The 18,851-nt window shown below is 42.7% G+C and carries 20 protein-coding genes; 7 read left to right on the top strand and 13 right to left on the bottom strand.

Annotation, left to right across the window (positions count from 1 at the left end; translation table 11 throughout):
- Positions 1 to 36: 36 nt before the first annotated feature.
- Both U0021_RS00965 and aroQ read right to left on the bottom strand, forming a co-directional pair.
- Complete coding sequence (locus tag U0021_RS00965) at positions 37 to 1,230, bottom strand: ornithine--oxo-acid transaminase (RefSeq protein ID WP_114801153.1); 1,194 nt, start codon at positions 1,228 to 1,230, stop codon at positions 37 to 39.
- Positions 1,231 to 1,275: 45 nt separating this feature from the next.
- A complete protein-coding gene (aroQ, locus tag U0021_RS00960; RefSeq protein ID WP_114801154.1) occupies positions 1,276 to 1,737 on the bottom strand; it encodes a type II 3-dehydroquinate dehydratase in 462 nt (153 codons plus the stop codon).
- Between the two features lie 284 nt (positions 1,738 to 2,021).
- Between aroQ and U0021_RS00955 the strand changes: the two genes are divergently transcribed.
- Entirely contained in the window at positions 2,022 to 2,228 is a 207-nt protein-coding gene (locus U0021_RS00955; RefSeq protein ID WP_049237789.1) for a cold-shock protein, read from the top strand.
- A 54-nt stretch (positions 2,229 to 2,282) separates the two neighbouring features.
- Here the strand turns inward: U0021_RS00955 and U0021_RS00950 are convergent, their stop codons facing one another.
- The 6 genes from U0021_RS00950 to U0021_RS00925 all read right to left on the bottom strand — a co-directional run bounded on the left by U0021_RS00950 (position 2,283) and on the right by U0021_RS00925 (position 8,038).
- Positions 2,283 to 3,206: a pirin family protein gene (locus tag U0021_RS00950; RefSeq protein WP_114801155.1), complete on the bottom strand. Its 924-nt coding sequence runs from the start codon at positions 3,204 to 3,206 to the stop codon at positions 2,283 to 2,285.
- A 33-nt stretch (positions 3,207 to 3,239) separates the two neighbouring features.
- Positions 3,240 to 3,539, bottom strand: coding sequence for a GNAT family N-acetyltransferase (locus U0021_RS00945; RefSeq protein ID WP_114801156.1), 300 nt, complete (start codon positions 3,537 to 3,539; stop codon positions 3,240 to 3,242).
- Between the two features lie 201 nt (positions 3,540 to 3,740).
- On the bottom strand, positions 3,741 to 4,175 hold the full coding sequence (locus tag U0021_RS00940) for a DoxX family protein (RefSeq protein WP_205276594.1): 435 nt from the start codon (positions 4,173 to 4,175) through the stop codon (positions 3,741 to 3,743).
- A gap of 114 nt (positions 4,176 to 4,289) precedes the next feature.
- Positions 4,290 to 5,000, bottom strand: a complete 711-nt coding sequence (locus U0021_RS00935; protein ID WP_049237794.1) for a pirin family protein — start codon at positions 4,998 to 5,000, stop codon at positions 4,290 to 4,292.
- A gap of 315 nt (positions 5,001 to 5,315) precedes the next feature.
- Positions 5,316 to 7,172: a lipid A export permease/ATP-binding protein MsbA gene (gene msbA, locus U0021_RS00930; RefSeq protein ID WP_327037526.1), complete on the bottom strand. Its 1,857-nt coding sequence runs from the start codon at positions 7,170 to 7,172 to the stop codon at positions 5,316 to 5,318.
- Positions 7,173 to 7,210: 38 nt separating this feature from the next.
- Complete coding sequence (locus U0021_RS00925) at positions 7,211 to 8,038, bottom strand: glycosyltransferase family 25 protein (RefSeq protein ID WP_162816845.1); 828 nt, start codon at positions 8,036 to 8,038, stop codon at positions 7,211 to 7,213.
- Positions 8,039 to 8,372: 334 nt separating this feature from the next.
- Here U0021_RS00925 and U0021_RS00920 point away from each other — a divergent pair, with 334 nt between their 5' ends.
- Both U0021_RS00920 and U0021_RS00915 read left to right on the top strand, forming a co-directional pair.
- Complete coding sequence (locus U0021_RS00920; RefSeq protein WP_114801195.1) at positions 8,373 to 9,371, top strand: glycosyltransferase family 4 protein; 999 nt, start codon at positions 8,373 to 8,375, stop codon at positions 9,369 to 9,371.
- A 2-nt stretch (positions 9,372 to 9,373) separates the two neighbouring features.
- Positions 9,374 to 10,357, top strand: a complete 984-nt coding sequence (locus U0021_RS00915; protein WP_114801196.1) for a glycosyltransferase family 4 protein — start codon at positions 9,374 to 9,376, stop codon at positions 10,355 to 10,357.
- A 21-nt stretch (positions 10,358 to 10,378) separates the two neighbouring features.
- On the opposite strand, the gene U0021_RS00910 is transcribed toward U0021_RS00915, so the two are convergent.
- Genes U0021_RS00910 through U0021_RS00895 form a run of 4 tightly spaced genes read right to left on the bottom strand, consistent with a single transcriptional unit; the run spans position 10,379 to position 13,498 of the window.
- Positions 10,379 to 11,140 (bottom strand): glycosyltransferase family 25 protein, encoded by a 762-nt coding sequence (locus tag U0021_RS00910; protein WP_114801197.1) that lies wholly within the window; start codon positions 11,138 to 11,140, stop codon positions 10,379 to 10,381.
- Positions 11,141 to 11,148: 8 nt separating this feature from the next.
- Entirely contained in the window at positions 11,149 to 11,502 is a 354-nt protein-coding gene (locus tag U0021_RS00905) for a glycosyltransferase family 25 protein (RefSeq protein WP_114801198.1), read from the bottom strand.
- Positions 11,487 to 11,903, bottom strand: a complete 417-nt coding sequence (locus U0021_RS00900) for a glycosyltransferase family 25 protein (RefSeq protein WP_114801199.1) — start codon at positions 11,901 to 11,903, stop codon at positions 11,487 to 11,489. The genes U0021_RS00905 and U0021_RS00900 overlap by 16 nt, the downstream gene beginning before the upstream one ends.
- Positions 11,903 to 13,498 carry a glycosyltransferase family 2 protein gene (locus tag U0021_RS00895; protein ID WP_114800181.1) on the bottom strand — a complete coding sequence of 532 codons (1,596 nt, stop codon included), beginning with the start codon at positions 13,496 to 13,498 and terminating at the stop codon, positions 11,903 to 11,905. The genes U0021_RS00900 and U0021_RS00895 overlap by 1 nt, the downstream gene beginning before the upstream one ends.
- Before the next feature lie 130 nt (positions 13,499 to 13,628).
- Here U0021_RS00895 and U0021_RS00890 point away from each other — a divergent pair, with 130 nt between their 5' ends.
- The 4 genes from U0021_RS00890 to U0021_RS00875 all read left to right on the top strand — a co-directional run bounded on the left by U0021_RS00890 (position 13,629) and on the right by U0021_RS00875 (position 17,798).
- Positions 13,629 to 14,144, top strand: coding sequence for a hypothetical protein (locus U0021_RS00890; protein ID WP_078256398.1), 516 nt, complete (start codon positions 13,629 to 13,631; stop codon positions 14,142 to 14,144).
- Positions 14,145 to 14,173: 29 nt separating this feature from the next.
- Positions 14,174 to 14,479 (top strand): hypothetical protein, encoded by a 306-nt coding sequence (locus tag U0021_RS00885; protein ID WP_049237658.1) that lies wholly within the window; start codon positions 14,174 to 14,176, stop codon positions 14,477 to 14,479.
- Positions 14,480 to 14,907: 428 nt separating this feature from the next.
- On the top strand, positions 14,908 to 16,317 hold the full coding sequence (glnA, locus tag U0021_RS00880) for a type I glutamate--ammonia ligase (RefSeq protein WP_049237657.1): 1,410 nt from the start codon (positions 14,908 to 14,910) through the stop codon (positions 16,315 to 16,317).
- A 179-nt stretch (positions 16,318 to 16,496) separates the two neighbouring features.
- A complete protein-coding gene (locus tag U0021_RS00875; RefSeq protein WP_114800237.1) occupies positions 16,497 to 17,798 on the top strand; it encodes an FAD-dependent oxidoreductase in 1,302 nt (433 codons plus the stop codon).
- 27 nt (positions 17,799 to 17,825) lie between these two features.
- On the opposite strand, the gene U0021_RS00870 is transcribed toward U0021_RS00875, so the two are convergent.
- Entirely contained in the window at positions 17,826 to 18,740 is a 915-nt protein-coding gene (locus U0021_RS00870) for a lysine exporter LysO family protein (RefSeq protein ID WP_114800238.1), read from the bottom strand.
- Positions 18,741 to 18,851: the final 111 nt, after the last annotated feature.

Genomic DNA, 18,851 nt, shown 5'->3' with positions numbered 1-18,851 from the left:
TCTTACATCAGGCTATTTATTTGGTGATATTAAACCTTACCCAAACACCTGATGGATCTTTTGAAGAGCCAGGTCAATTTCATCTTTGGTAATGATCAGTGGCGGCGCAAACCGAATCACGGTGTCATGCGTCTCTTTGCACAAAAGCCCCAACTCTTTGAGTCTTTCGCAGTAGGGGCGAGCAGGTTCATTGAGCTCCATGCCAATAAATAATCCTCGTCCACGCACCTGTTTGATACTGCTGTGATTGATTTTTTGTAGTTCTTCCAAAAAGTATTCGCCCAATGTGGCAGAATTTTCAATCAAGCCTTCTTCTATCAAGACATCTAATGCGGTGATGGAGACAGCGCAGGCGAGCGGATTACCGCCAAAGGTTGAGCCGTGCGAGCCTGGCTCAAAGACGCCCAAGATTTCATCATTTGCCAACACGCATGAGATCGGAAAAACGCCGCCGCCCAAAGCTTTACCAAGAATATACATGTCTGGTGTGACATCTTCATGCTCACACGCAAATAGCTTGCCAGTGCGACCGAGCCCTGCTTGAATTTCATCGGCAATGAATAGCACTTGATTAGCCTTACAAAGCTCAAAAGCTTGTTTCATGAAGCCTTTTTTGGGAATATTAATCCCTGCCTCGCCTTGGATAGGCTCCATGATAAATGCCACGGTATTTGGGGTGATGGCAGCTGATAATGCCTCAATATCGCCATAAGGCACCAGCTTAATACCGCCCAACATCGGACCAAAGCCGCGCTTATATTCAGGATCGGATGACAGCGATACCGCGCCCATGGTGCGACCATGAAAATTGCCCACGCAGGTGATGATCTCAGCTTGATCATCAGCCGCCCCTTTGATGTCATACCCCCATCGGCGAGCGGTTTTGATGGCAGTTTCAACTGCTTCAGCGCCTGTATTCATCGGCAAAACCCGATCTTTACCAGCAAGCTTGCAAATTTTTTCACTCCATGGTGCCAGCTGATCATTATGAAAAGCTCGGCTGGTTAAGGTCACTTTGTCAGCTTGATGCTTAAGTGTTTGGATAATGCGTGGGTGGCAATGCCCTTGATTGACCGCAGAATAAGCGCTCAGCATATCCATATAGCGATTTCCTTCAGGGTCTTCCACCCAAATCCCAGATGCCTGACTGACCACGATGGGCAGTGGCAGATAGTTTTTGGTGCCGTATTGATCGTTTTGAGCGATGAGTTTTTGTGTTGTCGTTGTCATGACCATCCTTCTGAATATGACCTAAAATAAATACTGATAAATTGACTATTTAAGATACTTGATAAACCAATCCATTGCCATCTTGTAGCCCATATCACCTAAGCCACAGATCACTCCAACCGCTTTATCGGACAAATAAGAGTGGCTACGAAACGGCTCGCGCGCATGAATGTTTGATAAATGCACCTCAATAAATGGCTTATCCATGGCTGATAGAGCATCACGAATCGCCACAGAAGTGTGCGTATACGCCCCTGGATTGATGATGACACCATCAATAGGATCGGATGATAATAGCCCCTGCTCACCGATAAAATCAACAATCGCGCCTTCATGATTCGATTGATAGGCGATCAGCTCAATACCATGCGATGCAGCTTGGGATGTTAAGTCATTGATGATATCCGTCAAAGTGACTGAGCCATAGATCTCAGGCTCTCGAATGCCTAACAGGTGTAAATTAGGTCCGTTAATCAAGGCGATTTTTTTGGTGGTTTGGATGCTCATAAGGCTAAATATATTTGACAAAAAATTATTGTAACCAATTTAAGAAATCTTGGCAAATGGTTTGAATACAAGATTTTAAGCCACAATATTTCACTATTTTAAAAATAAATGTTCAACATTTATAAGATTTTAAGGGGCTAAGTATTTGTTATTGTCTGAAATAATGTTAAGATGAAATTTCAAAATCATTTGTGATTTTTGGCAGGTTTGATGATTGCTCAAATTATCAGACCCACTGGTACTTAATGGCTCGTCTGTCGATTGAGCACTCAAGGAAATTTGTTATGTCTAAAGAGCAAGGTGTTGTAAAGTGGTTTAATGATGCCAAGGGGTTTGGTTTCATTCAACGCGAGACTGGCGAAGATGTTTTTGTGCATTTTCGTGCGATTCAAGGGGAAGGCTATCGCTCACTTAAAGAAGGTCAAGCGGTAGAGTTTGTTGTAACAACAGGCGATAAAGGATTGCAAGCCGAAGAAGTTGTCAAGTTATAAATGCAAAAATGGCAATACAGGGCGTATTGCCATTTTTATTAAATCGGTATCTTATCAACGATGATCTGGCACACTCAGTGTGTCTGGAACATCTGGCGCTACCAAGCGACGCAGCTTAGAGCCTTCTAAGTTAATATCACCGAAGCGCTCGTGGTGATTATTCCAATCATCCACAGCTTCTTGTAAGCTTTCGATGTCTTTGCTAACAAAGTTCCACCAAATCACCGTCGGATGTGGCAGCGGCTCACCACCAACGAGCATCACATGGGTATCGTCAGCAGCCGACATGGACAAAGAGCCGTCCGCACTCGCGCACTCAGACAGCACGACCAATTCATCTTGTTGGTACACTTGACCATTGATGGTAAGCTCGCCTTTAATGATCAAGAAACCATACTCAAAACCTTCTTGTTCTTCAATATCAAACTCGGTCGCCTGTTTAAAACGCATATCAACGCCAACCAAAGGGCTGTATTGAGTGGTAGGCGCGGTATGACCATGGTAGCTACCGGTAGTCAAAATGTAGTCGATACCATCTTTTGACCAAGTTGGCAGGTCTGGATAATGCTCAAAATTTGGTTCAATCTCTTGATCCATCGGCAGGGCGATCCAAAGCTGAACTGCGTGCAGGTCTTTGACGCCTTCTGGGGTTTGCTCGGTATGGCTGATCCCGCGATGGCTGCCTGTGCCTGCGGTCATGAGATTGACTTGTTTTGGGCGGATCAGCTGACGATGACCTAGGCTATCTTGATGCCAAACCTCGCCCGCCAACATCCAAGTAAATGTTTGCAAGTTGATATGTGGATGTAAGCCAACCTGCAAGCCGTCTTCTTCTGCGCTAAACTCAAGCTCATCAGAGCCTGCATGATCCAAAAAGCACCAAGCGCCAACGGTCTTGCGCTGTGGCTGCGGCAATAAGCGAGCAACAGGAATGCCCCCAACATCTTTGGTCTCTGCATTGTATTTATCAACACTCATTTATTTCTCCTTGAAATTTGTCATTGTGCTCATTTATTCGCCTGGTGCGCTGTAATTGACTGTATTTGCTTGATATTCAGGATGCTTGTCAATGTACTTGCGCACATAAGGGCAAACAGGATCCACCTTTAAGCCCTTGGCTGCTGCGTCATCTAAAATGTGTTTTACCAAATATGCAGCAATGCCTTGACCGCCAAGCGCTTCTGGCACTTCGGTATAAGTATAAGCAATGCCGCCATCAAATAAGCGGTAATTTTCAAATGCCACATGTCCATCTTTATGGATTTCAAATCGAGACAGCTCTTTATTATCGATTACTTGATAGTCAGTCATATCATGTCCTTCGTCATTTTAAAGCCATTTTAAATTTTAATCGTTAAACTGGCCGCCGATCAGTCAAATGGGATAGCCAGCGCGCATACCTATGCCAATCCTATTCTAGCAAAATTTACTTAAGATACAAGCGTAGCTCTGTAGGTGACTTGTTATTAAAAAAGCTTGCTGATATCGGTGGTATCGGCAAGCTTTTAAGGATTATCTGCTAAAATGGGTTTTGTGTTTTATAAATTCATACTGACAAACTAATAAACACACCAAAATCCAGAACACCAGATATTCAATCCCGCCAGTATTCCAAAACCAACCAAACCCCGCCACAACAATCAAAGATCCTAGCGCAAAGACCAAAATAGCAGCAGCAATGAAGGCGCTAAAACGTGTGGCAATGCCCAAAACCAACATCACACCTACCACAATTTCGGCGATCGCCGCAAAAATAATCCATAATGAGGCTGGTGCATATCCTGCCGCTTCAAAAAATCCCAAAGTTGCTGGATTGATCCCGCCATCGGCAAATTTACCAAAAGCATGTGGGATAAAGCCTGCACCCGCCATGATTCTCAAAGAATTCATCGGATTGGTCAAATCAAATGACTCATTATGAATGCGAAAATCGTCTTTTGTAATCATATCCATGCTCCTATTATGGATGATTGGTTAAATTGTGAGTAGAACTATCGTGATGAATGGGCTAAGTTTTCAGTCTGATGGATCCAGCATTCTGCGATCATCCAAGATCAAAGATCAGCTCATAGGCACTTCAATCAGCAACACTTCAGCATCCGTATCGGCTTGTACATTCAGTGTATCTACTTCCCACACGCCCAAGCCATCTCGCTCATCTAAAATGGTGTCATTAACACGAATTTTACCTTTAATTACAAAGACATAGACACCGTTATCAGAATTTTTGAGCGTATATTCGCTTGAGTTGCCAGCGTCAAAATGACCAAGATGGAACCAAGCATCTTGATGAATCCAAACGCCTGCATCATCAGCATTGGGCGATAACACTTGACCAAATTCATTTTTGCCAATCAGGTCAGCCAGACTGATTTGCTGATAGCGCGGGGTGACGCCAGCTTTATTAGGCTGAACCCAAATCTGCAAAAATTTGACAATCTGATCAGCATTGGCGTTCATTTCGCTGTGAGTGACGCCTGTACCTGCCGACATGACTTGGATGTCGCCATTTTTAATAATGCTGCCATTACCCATGCTGTCTTTGTGCGCCAAATCGCCACTCAAAGGGATGGAGATAATCTCCATGTCGCGATGCGGATGCGTGCCAAAGCCTTGACCGCCAATGACTTGATCATCATTGATGACCAGTAGCGCCCCAAATCCCATGCGTTTTGGGTCATAATAATGACCAAAACTAAATGTGTGACGGCTTTTTAGCCAGCCATGATTAGCGGTACCGCGACTGTCAGCTGCGTGATATACAGATTTCATAAAAACTCCAAAAAATTTAATCATTCATTGGGTATAGTATAAATCAGCAGTCAGCAAATGATAAGGGCGAAAATTCAAAGATAATTTTGCAAATTTGCAAAGTTAGAACGGTCAAAGTCAAGCCAAGGGTCCTATAATGCCCAGCTTTGTACTATAACTGATGACTGTGAAAAAATCATGACACTTAGAGGTAGGTGGTATTAGGGTGGGTTTAGATAGCGAAAGATTGGTTATGTCTGTTTGATTGGATAATAAATAAAGCCAAGCGCTTATCAAAATTGAATAAACGCTTGGCTTTGGGTTTTAAGTGAGTGCTTAAGATTCTGTGATCGAAGATGAATTATGCAGCATCGCATAATACCCACCTTTTGCCAAAAGTTCTGTGTGAGAGCCTTCTTCAATGATTTTTCCGCCGTCCATGACGATGATACGGTCGGCTTGTTCAATCGTGCTTAAGCGGTGAGCCACAATGATACTGGTACGTCCTGACATCAGACGCTCAAGTGCTTGCTGTACAAGGCGCTCAGACTCATTATCAAGAGCGCTGGTAGCTTCATCTAACAGCAGAATCGGCGCATCTTTTAAAATGGCGCGCGCAATCGACACGCGTTGGCGCTGACCCCCTGATAGCAGACTGCCATTGGCGCCGATCGGCTGATGCAGACCTTTTGGATGCTTGGTGACCAGCTCAGTAAGATTGGCGGCTTCTAAAGCTGCCATAACTTCTGCTTCGGTAGCATTTGGGCGTGAGTAGCGCACATTTTCAAATAAGGTGTCATCAAATAAAAATATCTCTTGAGAAACTAAGGCGAACTGGCTTCTTAGATTGGTAAGCTTTACTTCTTGAATATTAATATTATCCAATAAAATCTCGCCAGCAACAGGATTGATAAAGCGCGGCAGTAGGTTGATCGCAGTGGTTTTACCTGATCCTGACCGCCCGACAAAAGCGATTTTTTCACCAGGGCAGATATCAAGATTAAAATCATCGAGTGCTTTGGTTGTTTCATTATCATACTGCACGCTGACATGATTAAAATGAATGTAGCCTTTGACACTGCTCAGCTCGATCGTGCCTTGATCATCTTCAGGCTTGGTATCCAAAAAGGCGCATACTGAGTCAGCCGCCAAAAACATCGTCTGCATCGGGATGCTGATATTGGCAAGATTTTTGATGGGTCCAAACATCTGCATCATCGCCACGATGAACGCCATAAACTCACCAATGGTGGTCAGTCCTTGCTGACTTTGCCATAGGGCAAAAAATATCACACCGGCCAATGCTGTGGAACCAACCACTTCACTGATGGGGGAGCGAGCTGCGTTAGCTTGGCTGATTTTTTTGCCAAGTCGCACGATGATATTATTGACTTCAGAAAATTTGGCAGAAGATTGCGCCTGACCACCAAACAGTTTGACCACGCGGTGACCTTGATGGGTTTCATTGACAACATTATTTAATGAACCGATACTTTTTTGAGCGTTATCGATAATGTCTTTAAGTCGATTACGATAGTAGCGCGACAGGGCGGACAGTACTGGAAACATAATCATGATAAACAATGCAAGCTGCCAATTCAGATAAAACAGCACGCATACCAGGCCAATCACAATTAAAGTATCGCGCGTTAAAACGATAAATACATTACTGGCATTACTGATGGAGTTTTCGGCCATCTGCACCATATTCATTAGCATCTCGCCTGAGGGCATGGTTTGGTGGTGCGCTGATGAAAATGACAGCATTTTATCAAACATATCTCGGCGAAGATGACCGATGGCAGTGGTGGCTACCCATGCCATCAAATAAGCGCTGATAAAGCGGCAAATCCCACGAAAGATCACCAAACCCATAAAAAACAGCGGAACAATCCAAACTTTATTTTCCGTACCCCAAATCATATGCTGAAAGCTTTGGGCATAATACTTTAGCTTCGCGCCTAGTCCCTCTCCTGTCAACATGGGGATGTTTGTAGGATCGGCAGCTGCAAAGCCTTGATTGACAAGTGGAGCAATAAATGCCGCCAAATAACTTTCGCTGAGGGCAACCCCAACAATAGCGAGCAAGGCAAACAAAATGCGTGCTTTGTATGGTTTGATATAAGCCATGAGCCGCATAAAACTTGCGGTATCTTTTTCGGAGAAAAGGCCGAAGGTGAGTTTGCTAATCATAAGCCTCTCTAAAAATCTATACAATAAACCGCAAATAATTATCTATATTTTGATTTTGAAAAAAAATGCCTATATAAAGTGTTTGTCAAAGTAGTAACTTGAGCAATGATTCTATGAATTTCTCTAATTATTTTACGCTTGTAACGAGTATATGGTAGTTCGTTTTTAAGTATATTTTCTGATATTTGAGAATTATTAATCCTAACCCTACGATCCGCTTCTAACTGGCTTTTAAAAACATTAATATTATTATTTCCAGCAGTGTTCACCCGGTCGCTTTGCACAACGATGGCAGGATGCATTTGGAATACATCTATTTCTTTTAAATGAGAATCAAATAAGACATGGTCAATAGGGATGATTTTCTGATAACTTTTAATTATATTTAAAAATTTATTAATTGAATGCGTATTTAGGATGTACCCGGCTGCACCCAAATGAACTGAATTTATTTTTCTTAGCTTTCTATTTCCTGGTAGTTTAAGACCAGTGAAATCCATATCAACCAATTCTTGAAAGAACTCAAGTTTAACTGTGTCTATGTTTTTTGGTATCCATTTTGCATCACCTAGGTATAAATGAGAGTTATTCCCCAAATATACATCGTCTTCAAAAATGGCGATATAATCCATGTTCTCCTCTAAAGCTTTATGCCATAAGGATAAATGGCTGAATAGACAGGCTAATTCACCTTTGGTTAATTCACACGAGCCGACATTGATATTATATCTTTCAGCTAAGTTGTCAACCTGTTCTGGCGTCACTGCATCAAAAAATTCAAAATCCACACCCTGCTTGCCGAACTCGCGGATGATATGATCTCGTCTTTCTGATGCTGTCGTTAAACTGATAACGTAATTTTTCATCATAATCTGTTATTGATAAATATGTTCATATTATTTACAAATTACTCAGCTTGTCAAGATATACCTTAAAAAATCTTCATGCGATGATAATTATTAATTTATAATATAGATAGCTTTAAATTTGATCGTATGTTTTAAAAATTAAAATATGGTTAATGAATAACTTTAGAAGCGTATTGATTAAATTGACTAAATGATCAAAAGAAATGTGTAATAAAGAAGCACATAAATCAAGCCAAGGTATCAAAGGCGGTCGGCTAAGATTTCATCATAGTCTTTTATACATAAATATGCTAATATTGGTTACAATTTATTCACCCTGTCAAGAAATGTTATGAAAATTCTTCATGTGCTACTTACTCGTATGCCTATCCCACCGACTAAGTATGGCGGCACTGAGCGTGTCGTGTGGGCTTTGTATTTGGGTCAAAAAGCATTGGGGCATGAGGTCAAATTTCTGACGAAATACGCCAACAATCACCCAGATGCCTTGGTTTTTGATCCAAAGCTTAGCCTTGAAGAGCAGGTAGAAGGTTGGGCAGATATCATTCATTTTCACTTTCTGTATCGCGGTGAGATCGCCACGCCCTTTGTTTGCACCACTCACAATCAACAAGTCACGCCTGCTACATTTCCAAAGAATACCATTTTTTTGGGCAAATTACACGCTGAGCGTAGCGGTGGTCAGGCGTATGTGTACAATGGACTATACTGGCCAGACTATGGAGAGCCCAACCTAGGCAAGCCTCAAAATTATGTGCATTTTTTGGCAAATGCTAAATATAAAGACAAAAACCTCAAAGACAGTGTTGAGATAGCTCACCGTTCTAATAAGCAGCTGCATGTAATAGGCAGTAAGCGCTATTCCTTAAAATGGGCGACTCACGGCAGATATCAGCCATATTTTTATTGGGGTAATGAAATTACTTTTCATGGCATGCTGGGCGGCGAGAAGAAAAATCAAGTGATCAAAAATTCCAGTGCATTGCTTTTTCCTGTGCTTAATTATGAAGCCTTTGGGCTTGCAATGATTGAAAGCTTATATCTGGGATGTCCTGTGGTTGGCAGCCATTGTGGTTCGGTGCCAGAGCTGATCATTCCTGAAGTTGGCGTTAGCACAAATAAAAAGTCAGTGATGATTGAGGCAATCGCCAATATTAATCAATACAATCGAAAAACTTGCCATGAATATGCCAAAGAGACGTTCAATCACTTGCGCATGAGTCAAGAATATTTAAACTATTATGAAAAAGTGTTAGATGGTGAATCGCTACATGCCAACGAGCCTGCGGTCACAAAAAATTTGCCTTATGACTTTGAGCTAGATGAATAACTATGAAAATATTACACGTGCTACTCACTCAGCTGCCCATACCGCCCAATGACTATGGCGGCACCGAACGTGTCTTATGGGCGTTATATCAAGGTCAAAAAGCGCTTGGACATGACGTCAAATTTTTAACCAAACACAATGGCAATCATCCAGATGGACTGCTTTATGATGACGCACAGCCTATAGAGACTCAAATACAAGGCTGGGCAGATATCATTCATTTTCATTTTCCTTATGATGGGGATATCAAGACCCCTTATGTGTGCACCGAGCACAGCAACAGCGAAACGCCAAGACAGTTTAATATCAACACCATTTATCTGTCAAAAAAACATGCCGATAATAATACCGCCACATGCTATGTGCACAATGGATTATTTTGGCCAGATTATGGCGAGCCAAACTTGATGTCGCCGAAGCATTATATGCATTTCTTGGCAAAAGCATCATGGCGCATCAAAAACTTGCAAGGCACAGTACGAATTGCCAAAGGAGCAGGCATGCCACTGCATGTGCTGGGTGGTCATCGGTTTAATATCCGCCGTAATCCTTACTTGTATTTATCAAATAAGCTGAATTTTCATGGCATGGTGGGCGGTCAACAAAAAAACGACCTAATCGCCAACTCCAAAGGCTTGATTTTTCCTGTCTTATGGCATGAGCCTTTCGGGCTTGCAGTGATTGAAAGCTTATATTTGGGCTGTCCTGTGTTTGCCACGCCATTTGGGGCGATGCCCGACATTGTCAGCCAAGAAGTGGGGGTATTATCAGATAGCTATGCCGTTTTGACCGAAGCTGTTAAGGATGTGGCACGATTTGACCGAAGAGCATGTCATGAGCATGCCAAAGCTCATTTTAGCCATATGGCGATGTCTAAGGCTTATCTGGACTGCTATGAGCGTGTGCTTGCAGGCGAGAGTCTAAATCCATCACGACCAATTTCAAAATCAAACATCAAAGCTCGTCAAAAAATGTCAGACGAATAAATTTGATGACTGTCATCTAAATCAGCGAAATGGGACAGTGATATAAAAAAAGCGTTTTCCAAAACTTCTATAAAATCGTTTGGCTGTTTTATTTAGTTTGGTAGGCAATGAGTCTTTGGCATGATAAACAGACTTATGATTTTTTCTATCTTGCTCCAGCTGACTGGCTAAATTTTGTGCCTGACTGTCTGGTTGCTGGCACAGCGCAGGGCATAACTGCAGCACCTTACCCATAGACAGATAAGCACCAAACATAACATGGTCAATGGCATAACACTCATATTCATCAATGCTTTTAATAAATTGTAGCAGCTCTTGGGCGCCTGACCGACTGAGAATATAGCCAGCGGCGCCGACGTGGGTGCTTTTTAGGGGGTTAAGCGTTCTTTCGCCATAGTGATGGATGCTGTTACCAATATGAACCAATTCATGCCAAGTTTCAAGTTTGATAATATCAAATTCAAAATCCAGCCAATCATCTTTGATGAAACGAGCTGCATCATCACCCAAAAATACGTCATCTTCAAAAATTGCCATATAATCTAAGTTTTCATCAATCATCTGCTGCCAAAGAGCTGCATGGCTTAAAAAGCAGGCTTTTTCGCCGTCGGTGAGTCTTTGATTATTGATGATTGGCATTGAAAGCTTGTGGGAATAATTGGCAATAGCAGCAGGCGTCACCGCATCAAAAAACTCAAATTCGATGCCTTGTTTACCAAATTCTGCCTGAATATGGTCTCGTCTTTCTTTAGCAGTGGTTAAGCTGATGACGTAAGTTTTCATAGATACGGTCACTCAAAAGATACGGTCTTAAAAAATGTACGCTTGCCGATGCTGCGATATAACTTATTAATATAACGAGTGGCTGTTCTATGCTTTTTCTTCTTTGGGGCGATTTCATCGCGCCCTTGCTTGATCACACTTGCAAGTTTTGTGGGATTTAGACGGTCAGCTTGTACACACAAAGCAGGTACAAGCTGATATGCTTTTATACTTTTTAAATTGGCATCAAACATTACATGATCTACAGCATAATAGTCTTGGCTTGACAGAGAGCGAAGATGGGTCAAAAAAAAGCGTGCGCCAGAATTTGAGAGTAGGTAACCTGCTGTACCAGTGTGTGGCGTCTTTAATAAATGTAGCATTCTACCCCCCCCAATTGATAATTGGTCGATCTGGTATGAGTAAGCTCTAGATATGTTTCAAGCTTAATCACATCAAAATCGGATATAAAAGGCGATGATGTTAAGACCAAATTTGCCTCGCGACCCAAGCATACATCATCTTCAAATACTGCTAGATAATCCAAATTCTCATCAATCATTTTCTGCCAGAGAAGCGCATGACTTAATAAGCATGCTTTTTCACCATCTGACAAGGTGTTATTATAATGTAAAGATAAACCAAGCTGTTGGCAAACCGCAAGCGTATCTATAGGCGTCACCGCATCAAAAAACTCAAATTCGATGCCTTGTTTACCAAATTCTGCCTGAATATGGTCTCGTCTTTCTTTGGCGTGGCTTAAACTGATGACGTAAGTTTTCATCAATTCTCCTGATTCATCTGCCAAAGCATGATGTATTTATCTAAGGTGTAGCCCATGGATGCCGCCGCTAAGATATAGCCGTATGCACCACCACTAAAATCAGCTCTAAGTACATATTCACGCAAAAATGACACCAGCGAGCGACCCATTATCCCAAATAGGCTCACTTGCTTACCTTTGGCATGTTTTTCTTGCGCCCAATCATGGCTATAACGAATGTTCTTTACCAAAAAATGATGTAAATCATCATTAGTGATGTGGGGCAAGTAGCCGTCTAAAACTTGGCTTGGCACACCTTGTTGGTCTAAGGATTCGTGTACGTTTAGGTCGCTGTACTCAAACTTACGGGCATATAAGCGAGCCAATTTATCGGTGTACCAACGGCGTGGCTGAACTTCCACCCCGCAAAACGTATTGACCCGAGCCACACTAAATACTTTATCGGTTTGTACAGGCAGGCTGAGTACCTTGGCGATAGACTCGCGCAGCGTCTGGTCAAGTCGTTCGTCGGCATCAAGCACCAACACATAGTCGCCTGTGGCATGGCTTTGGGCAAGCTGTCTTTGTTTACCAAAGCCTTGCCAATCGGTATTGACATACCATTTTGCCCCAAAGCTTTCGGCAATTTGGCGAGTGTTATCGGTGCTGCCACTGTCTAAGATGATGATTTCATCAGCGATATCATGCACCGTATCTAGACATGCTTTGAGATGTTTGCTTTCATTTTTACAAATCATCACCAGTGAGAGCGTGGATTTTTTTTGTGAAAGGTCAATGGGCTGTAAGTTTTTTGTCATCGCCACAGATTGCAAAAAAGCTCGTTCGGCTTGATTGTGACTTAAATCATAAAGACAGGCGTATTTATTAAAGGTATATTGGCTAAACATCAGCGAATAAATCAGTCCATAACGCCCCTGCAAAAATCGTCCATCAATCACATATTGCTTGACAAATGCCCACAAAGGATTAAGCACGACTTTATAAAATTTGCCTGTTTTGCCTTGGGCATGGCGGTCATCTGCCCACGCTTTGGCATAGTCTAGGCGTTTTTCTAGCCAAAATTTGGGCGTGGGTGCAGTGTGATGCTCCAAAAATCCGTCCAGTTTTGCGGTGCTTGCTCCAGTCAAAACAACGGATTCGTGCACCAAATTATTATCATAGCCAAAATGTTTGGGATAAAGTCGCCAATGGGCTTTCACGCCCCACAAAGCATTGTCAATTTGATGTCCAAACACAAAATCAAGCCGTTTGATGCCATAGACTGTATTGGCAGGGGGATTTTTAATGGTTTGTAAGATGCTGTTTTTGAGTGTGGGCGTGACCACTTCGTCAGCATCAAGGGCTAAAATCCACTCACCTGTGGCATGGCTTTGGGCAAGCTGTCTTTGTTTACCAAAGCCTTGCCAGTCGGTATTCACATACCATTTTGCCCCAAAGCTTTCAGCGATATCACGGCTGTTATCGGTGCTGCCACTGTCTAAGATGATGATTTCGTCAGCAAATTCAGCCACGCTTGGCAACGATAATGCCAAATTATGAGCTTCATTTTTGACGATCATGACGACAGAAAGACGATAGGGCTTGGCTGCATTCATTATGATAAACTTAATAAAAATAAAAGCTTATTTTACTGAACTTTATCGTGGTTTTCCAGTATTTTAAACCTAGTCAAAATCAAGATTTCAAAGTAAAATAGCGTAAATATATGACTGTCTTGGAAAGGTGATGAAATTTTTAGTTTTTGCAAGTGCATTGAGTGCAGCGATGATGGTGACCGCGTGTGGTGATAAACCGACTGAACAAGCTTCGGTCAGCGCCCCTGAAGCTGACATTCAGCAGACGACTTATGTGGGCTGTTACACCATTGACAAGGACACGCCTGCCAGTATTCAGATCAGCTTAAAAGATGGCAAATATGTGATGCAGATGAAAGAAGATGAAAGCAAAGCCCAAGTCTGGGATGAGCCTGAGCCTCTGACTGTGCTTGCCAAATCAGATGGCTGGAAATATTTTTCTACCAATTCTATCAATCTGTCTATGAGCGATGTGGCAGGCGAGATCATCGCAAGACCAGATGAAGTCTTGGCGATTGCCAAGCTGCATGAGACCAGCGCCAATACCAATCCGATGCTTGATAGTCACTACGCTGTGTCTTTGATGGGGGCGGTTAATACCATTTATCAAGTGGCATGTGATGATAAGCGCATCAGCTTAACATCAGAGTTTCATCAAAATAAATAACCACTTATTTGAGTATAAGGAAAATCGGCATGGGATTTTTGGGCTATCTGTTGATGGGTGCGATCGTTTATACCATTGGCTTTTTTATCAATCTAAAGCTATTACATCCTAAGCGTCAAGCTGGCGAGATCACTTCTGTCAAACATCCGACCATCATTGGCTATTTGGTGGGGTGCTTTATTGTGATGCTTGGCGTGTCAGCGCTTTTAGGGAGATTCGTGCTGCATCATGAGGGGGTTGATTGGACATTTATTGGGGTGAATAGTTTGGTGGCGACCGTTGTTTTTTATTTTGGTCTCAATCCTGATACGACCAAGATGAATTTGCCTGACTGATTTGGCGAAATTTGGGTCATGATCGCGCTTTTGGAGCGCGATTTTTTATGCTCATTAAACAGATAAGATATTATCAATATATAATAATAAAAACAGATTATATTATCATAAATATTTATAAATTAATTAATAATAAAAATATATATTTAATTTAATTAATATTATGAAAATTGCATAAAAATATGATAAAAATTAAATCAAATAAAATCAGATAGTTATATTTTATAACAGTAAAATATCTACTTATTTATTTTTATAAATAATAAATATTTTTATATTTATTATTTATATTTATAATATGATTTTTGCTGGGTTTTTGTCTTTACCTTTACCCAAAAAAAGCGTATGATAACTGACAAGCCAATCACTGACAGCGCGTAAAGTCGGTGAGCTTAACTGAAAATTTCATAAAAAAGCAGGAGTGTATTATGTCAAACAAGTTATTTGATCTGATCGAATCATCGGGTGCTAAGTGGGTTGATTTTCGTTTTACTGACACGCATGGCAAGGAGCTGCATTTGACTTTTCCAGCGTCTACCGTGGATGAAGACACGCTAGAAGATGGTAAAATGTTTGACGGCTCATCGGTGGCAGGCTGGAAGGGCATCGAGTCATCGGATATGATTTTGCTTCCTGATTCTGAGACAGCGTATTTAGATCCATTTTATGAGGCGCCAACAGTGGTCGTGACTTGTGATGTGATCGAGCCTGCAACCTTACAAGGTTATGAAAAAGACCCACGCTCAATCGCACGCCGCGCGGAAACTTATTTAAAATCAACAGGCATCGGTGATACTGCATTTTTTGGTCCTGAGCCTGAATTTTTTGTGTTTGATGATGTTAAATGGGATATTGACCCATCAGGCGCTCGCAACACCATCACTTCTGAAGCGGCATCTTGGTCATCAATCAAAGAGTACCAATGGGGCAATAATGGTCATCGTCCAGCGGTGAAAGGCGGCTATGCTGTGAGTGCACCGATTGACCATTATCATGACATGCGCGCCGTCATGTGCGAGCGCATCGAAGACATCATGGGTGAAGGTCGTGTGGAAGTGCATCATCATGAAGTGGCTTCATGTCAGCTTGAAATTGGCGTGTCTTTTAATACTTTGGTCAAAAAAGCCGACGAAGTACAGCAATTTAAATATGTGGTGCAAAATGTTGCCAATCAATTTGGTAAATCCGCAACCTTTATGCCAAAACCAATCGTCGGTGATAACGGCTCTGGGATGCATGTCCACATGTCGATCTCAAAAGATGGCGTCAATACTTTTTCTGGTGATGAGTACGCTGGTCTATCGACGACCGCGCTACACTTCATTGGCGGTATCATCAAACATGCACGCGCGCTAAACGCGATCACCAACCCAACAGTCAATAGCTATAAGCGCTTGGTACCACATTTTGAAGCGCCGATTAAATTAGCATATTCAGCATCGAACCGCTCAGCGTCTATTCGTATTCCGCATGTGTCTAGCCCAAAAGCGGTGCGTATCGAAGCGCGTTTCCCAGATCCAGCAGCCAACCCATATCTGTGCTTTGCTGCATTACTGATGGCAGGGATTGATGGCATTGAAAATAAAGTTGATCCAGGTGAGGCGGCAGATAAGAATCTGTATGATTTACCACCAGAAGAAGAAGCATTGATTCCAACTGTGGCAGAGAATCTAGAAGCTGCCTTAAAAGCCCTAAAAGAAGATCATGCTTTCTTATTAAAAGGTGATGTGTTTAGCAAAGATATGATCGATGCTTATATCGACCTAAAAATGCAAGAAGTGCACAAAATGAACGAAGCGGTACATCCACTTGAGTTTGATTTGTATTATCGCTGCTAATGCCAGTCCGTCAGCTGACGGATGTCAATCAAGTTGAAACAAGCCCCAAGGCAGGTGGAACCCTTGGGGCTTGTTTCTTTATGTGTTCATTGAACGACAAGCCTATCAGCACCAAATTTTCCCTGAAAAATAAGCATAGATGCGGTAAAATGACACATATTTTACCGCATTTTATTATTATGACTGTTCAAAATCATCCATCAGGCGAGCTGCCAATTTCAGTGACTGATCCAAAGTCCCAAGCCAAGCATTATGATGTTGCTATCATTGGCGCTGGCACTGTAGGTATGCTCTGTGCCATCTTGCTTGCCCAAAGGGGCTATCAGGTCATTATTTTGGATAATAAGCCTGCCCCTAGCCAGGCGTCTTTTGATCTTAGGCTGGCTCAGCGAGATGCTAGAGTATACGCACTCAATCGAAGCAGTATAGATTTATTCAAAAGTGCCGATGTATGGGATGGCATCACCAGACGTGCTGACTATGACCAAATGCATGTGTGGGCGCGAGATGATTTTGGTGAGCTGATTTTTGAAGACGAACGAGCTTTTGAAAATATTATGCTTGGCTCTATGGTTGAGCCTTCGGTGTTGGATGAGGCACTGTGGCGCCGCGCCCAAGCGTGTGACAATTTAACTTTAAAATACGAGATCAGCTTGGCGGCTCATGGCATGGCTTTTGATGAGATGTCTGACGGTGTGTGCATACGTTATCAAGCTGATAATCAAGCCAAGATGGTGAAAGCCAAGCTGCTGCTCGGGGCAGACGGTCGCGCGTCTTTGGTGCGCCGAGAAATGGGGATTGGGATTGATAGGCTTGATTACCATCAAAAAGCCATCTGCTGCGCTATCCGAACCGATCAGCCGCATGATAATACAGCGCGTCAAGTGATGCTACCAACAGGCACTTTGGCACTATTGCCCATCGCTGATCTCAATCAACAGGATCAAGGGCGGTGGCAGTCGATCGTATGGAGCTTGCCTGAGCAGATTGCAGAGGCATATTTGAGCGACTACCATCAAAATCCTAAGAGTCTCATAGATAGGTTGGCGTTAGCAAGTGGTTATGTGCTTGGGGATATTCATGAGGTGCAGTCGGTTGCCAGTTTTCCACTGTCTGCACAAAGTGCCAAACGCTATCATAAGGGCTTGATAGCGCTGATGGGCGATGCTGCGCATGGAGTGCATCCATTGGCAGGGCAGGGGCTGAATTTGGGCTTATCAGATGTGAAGGCGCTGATTACATTGATAGATGAGTACCGCACCAAAAATTTACCCTTAAGCGCACGTTTATTGGGTGAGTATGAACGTGCGGTCAAAGGGCATAATTCGATGATGATGCACAGCTTTTCTATGATTAATTTTGCTTATGCGTCGGCGCTTAGCGACATTCCTGTGATACGCTATGCGCGCAGTGAGATTGTCAAGGCGATTTCCAAGTCACCATCGGTGATGCGCCTGCTGATCGAGCGAGCCAATCGCTAAGCGGCTGAGCTTGATGTGTCTGACAGCTTATCCAAATGAGCTAAATAGCACCATCAGCACAGGCGAGACGACATTAGTAATAAATCCAAAACTGATGACCATGGGCATGATATGGGTACCACCTGCCTGCAAGATGGTCGGCAATGTAAAATCAAGACTGGTCACGCCGCCCAATCCCACGCCTGCAGAAGTAGAGTAGCGCATGACCCACGGAATAAAAATCAAGGCTATCACTTCGCGAGCCAGATCATTGAGCAAGGCGACGCTGCCCCATACCGCCCCATAAGCATCTGTCATAATCGTGCCTGAAAGTGAGTACCAGCCATACCCAGACGCCAAAGCCAAACCCTGCATGAGCGTGACTTCATCAAATAGCAGTGCAAACACTACCCCTGATAAGGTCGTGCATAGCATAAATATGGCGCTTATTTTTAAGCCCTGTTTATTTACCAAAGCCTGCTTTAAGGTGATGCCTGAGCCTTTTAGGCTGACACCCACTAAAAATAATAACGCCATTAAAAGTACGGTGGTAGTCTTATCAGGTGGTATCAACTGGGCTGGCAAAAACTTGGCAGCGATGAATCCGATCGCCAGACAGATCAGCTGCACCAAACTGCCCCTTAGGCTGATTTTTGGTTTGTTGGTCAAAGATGCCTGATTTTTAGGCTGATTTTTTAGAGAATATTGATCAAATATGCCAAGACTGATCAGCCCAGCCCCGATCGTTAGCACGACCAATGTACTCAGATATTTGGCGATATCACCAACTTTTTGTGCTAAGTCTTCCACCAATCCCAGCTCAATACCAATCACAATCAAAATCAAATATACCAAATAATTGAGCGCCTGCTCGCTGGCAGCGACCCTTTTTTGTGATGTGGGCAGTGCAAACCCAACAAACATTGGGCTTAGAATCAGCAATAGTGTGATGATGCCTTGCATCCAATCCCCCAAATTTATCAAAGCAAAAATAAATCGGCATTGTAACATTTTCAACAATCATTTTGGCGATTATCCACCGTATTTTGATTAATCCCCATGTTAATGTGATTT

Origin of the sequence: Moraxella canis, assembly GCF_034424565.1 — a bacterium.
In the GTDB taxonomy this organism is placed as follows: domain Bacteria; phylum Pseudomonadota; class Gammaproteobacteria; order Pseudomonadales; family Moraxellaceae; genus Moraxella; species Moraxella canis.
Note: the sequence above shows the minus strand (reverse complement) of the source record. Positions and strands in the feature narration are given on the sequence as shown.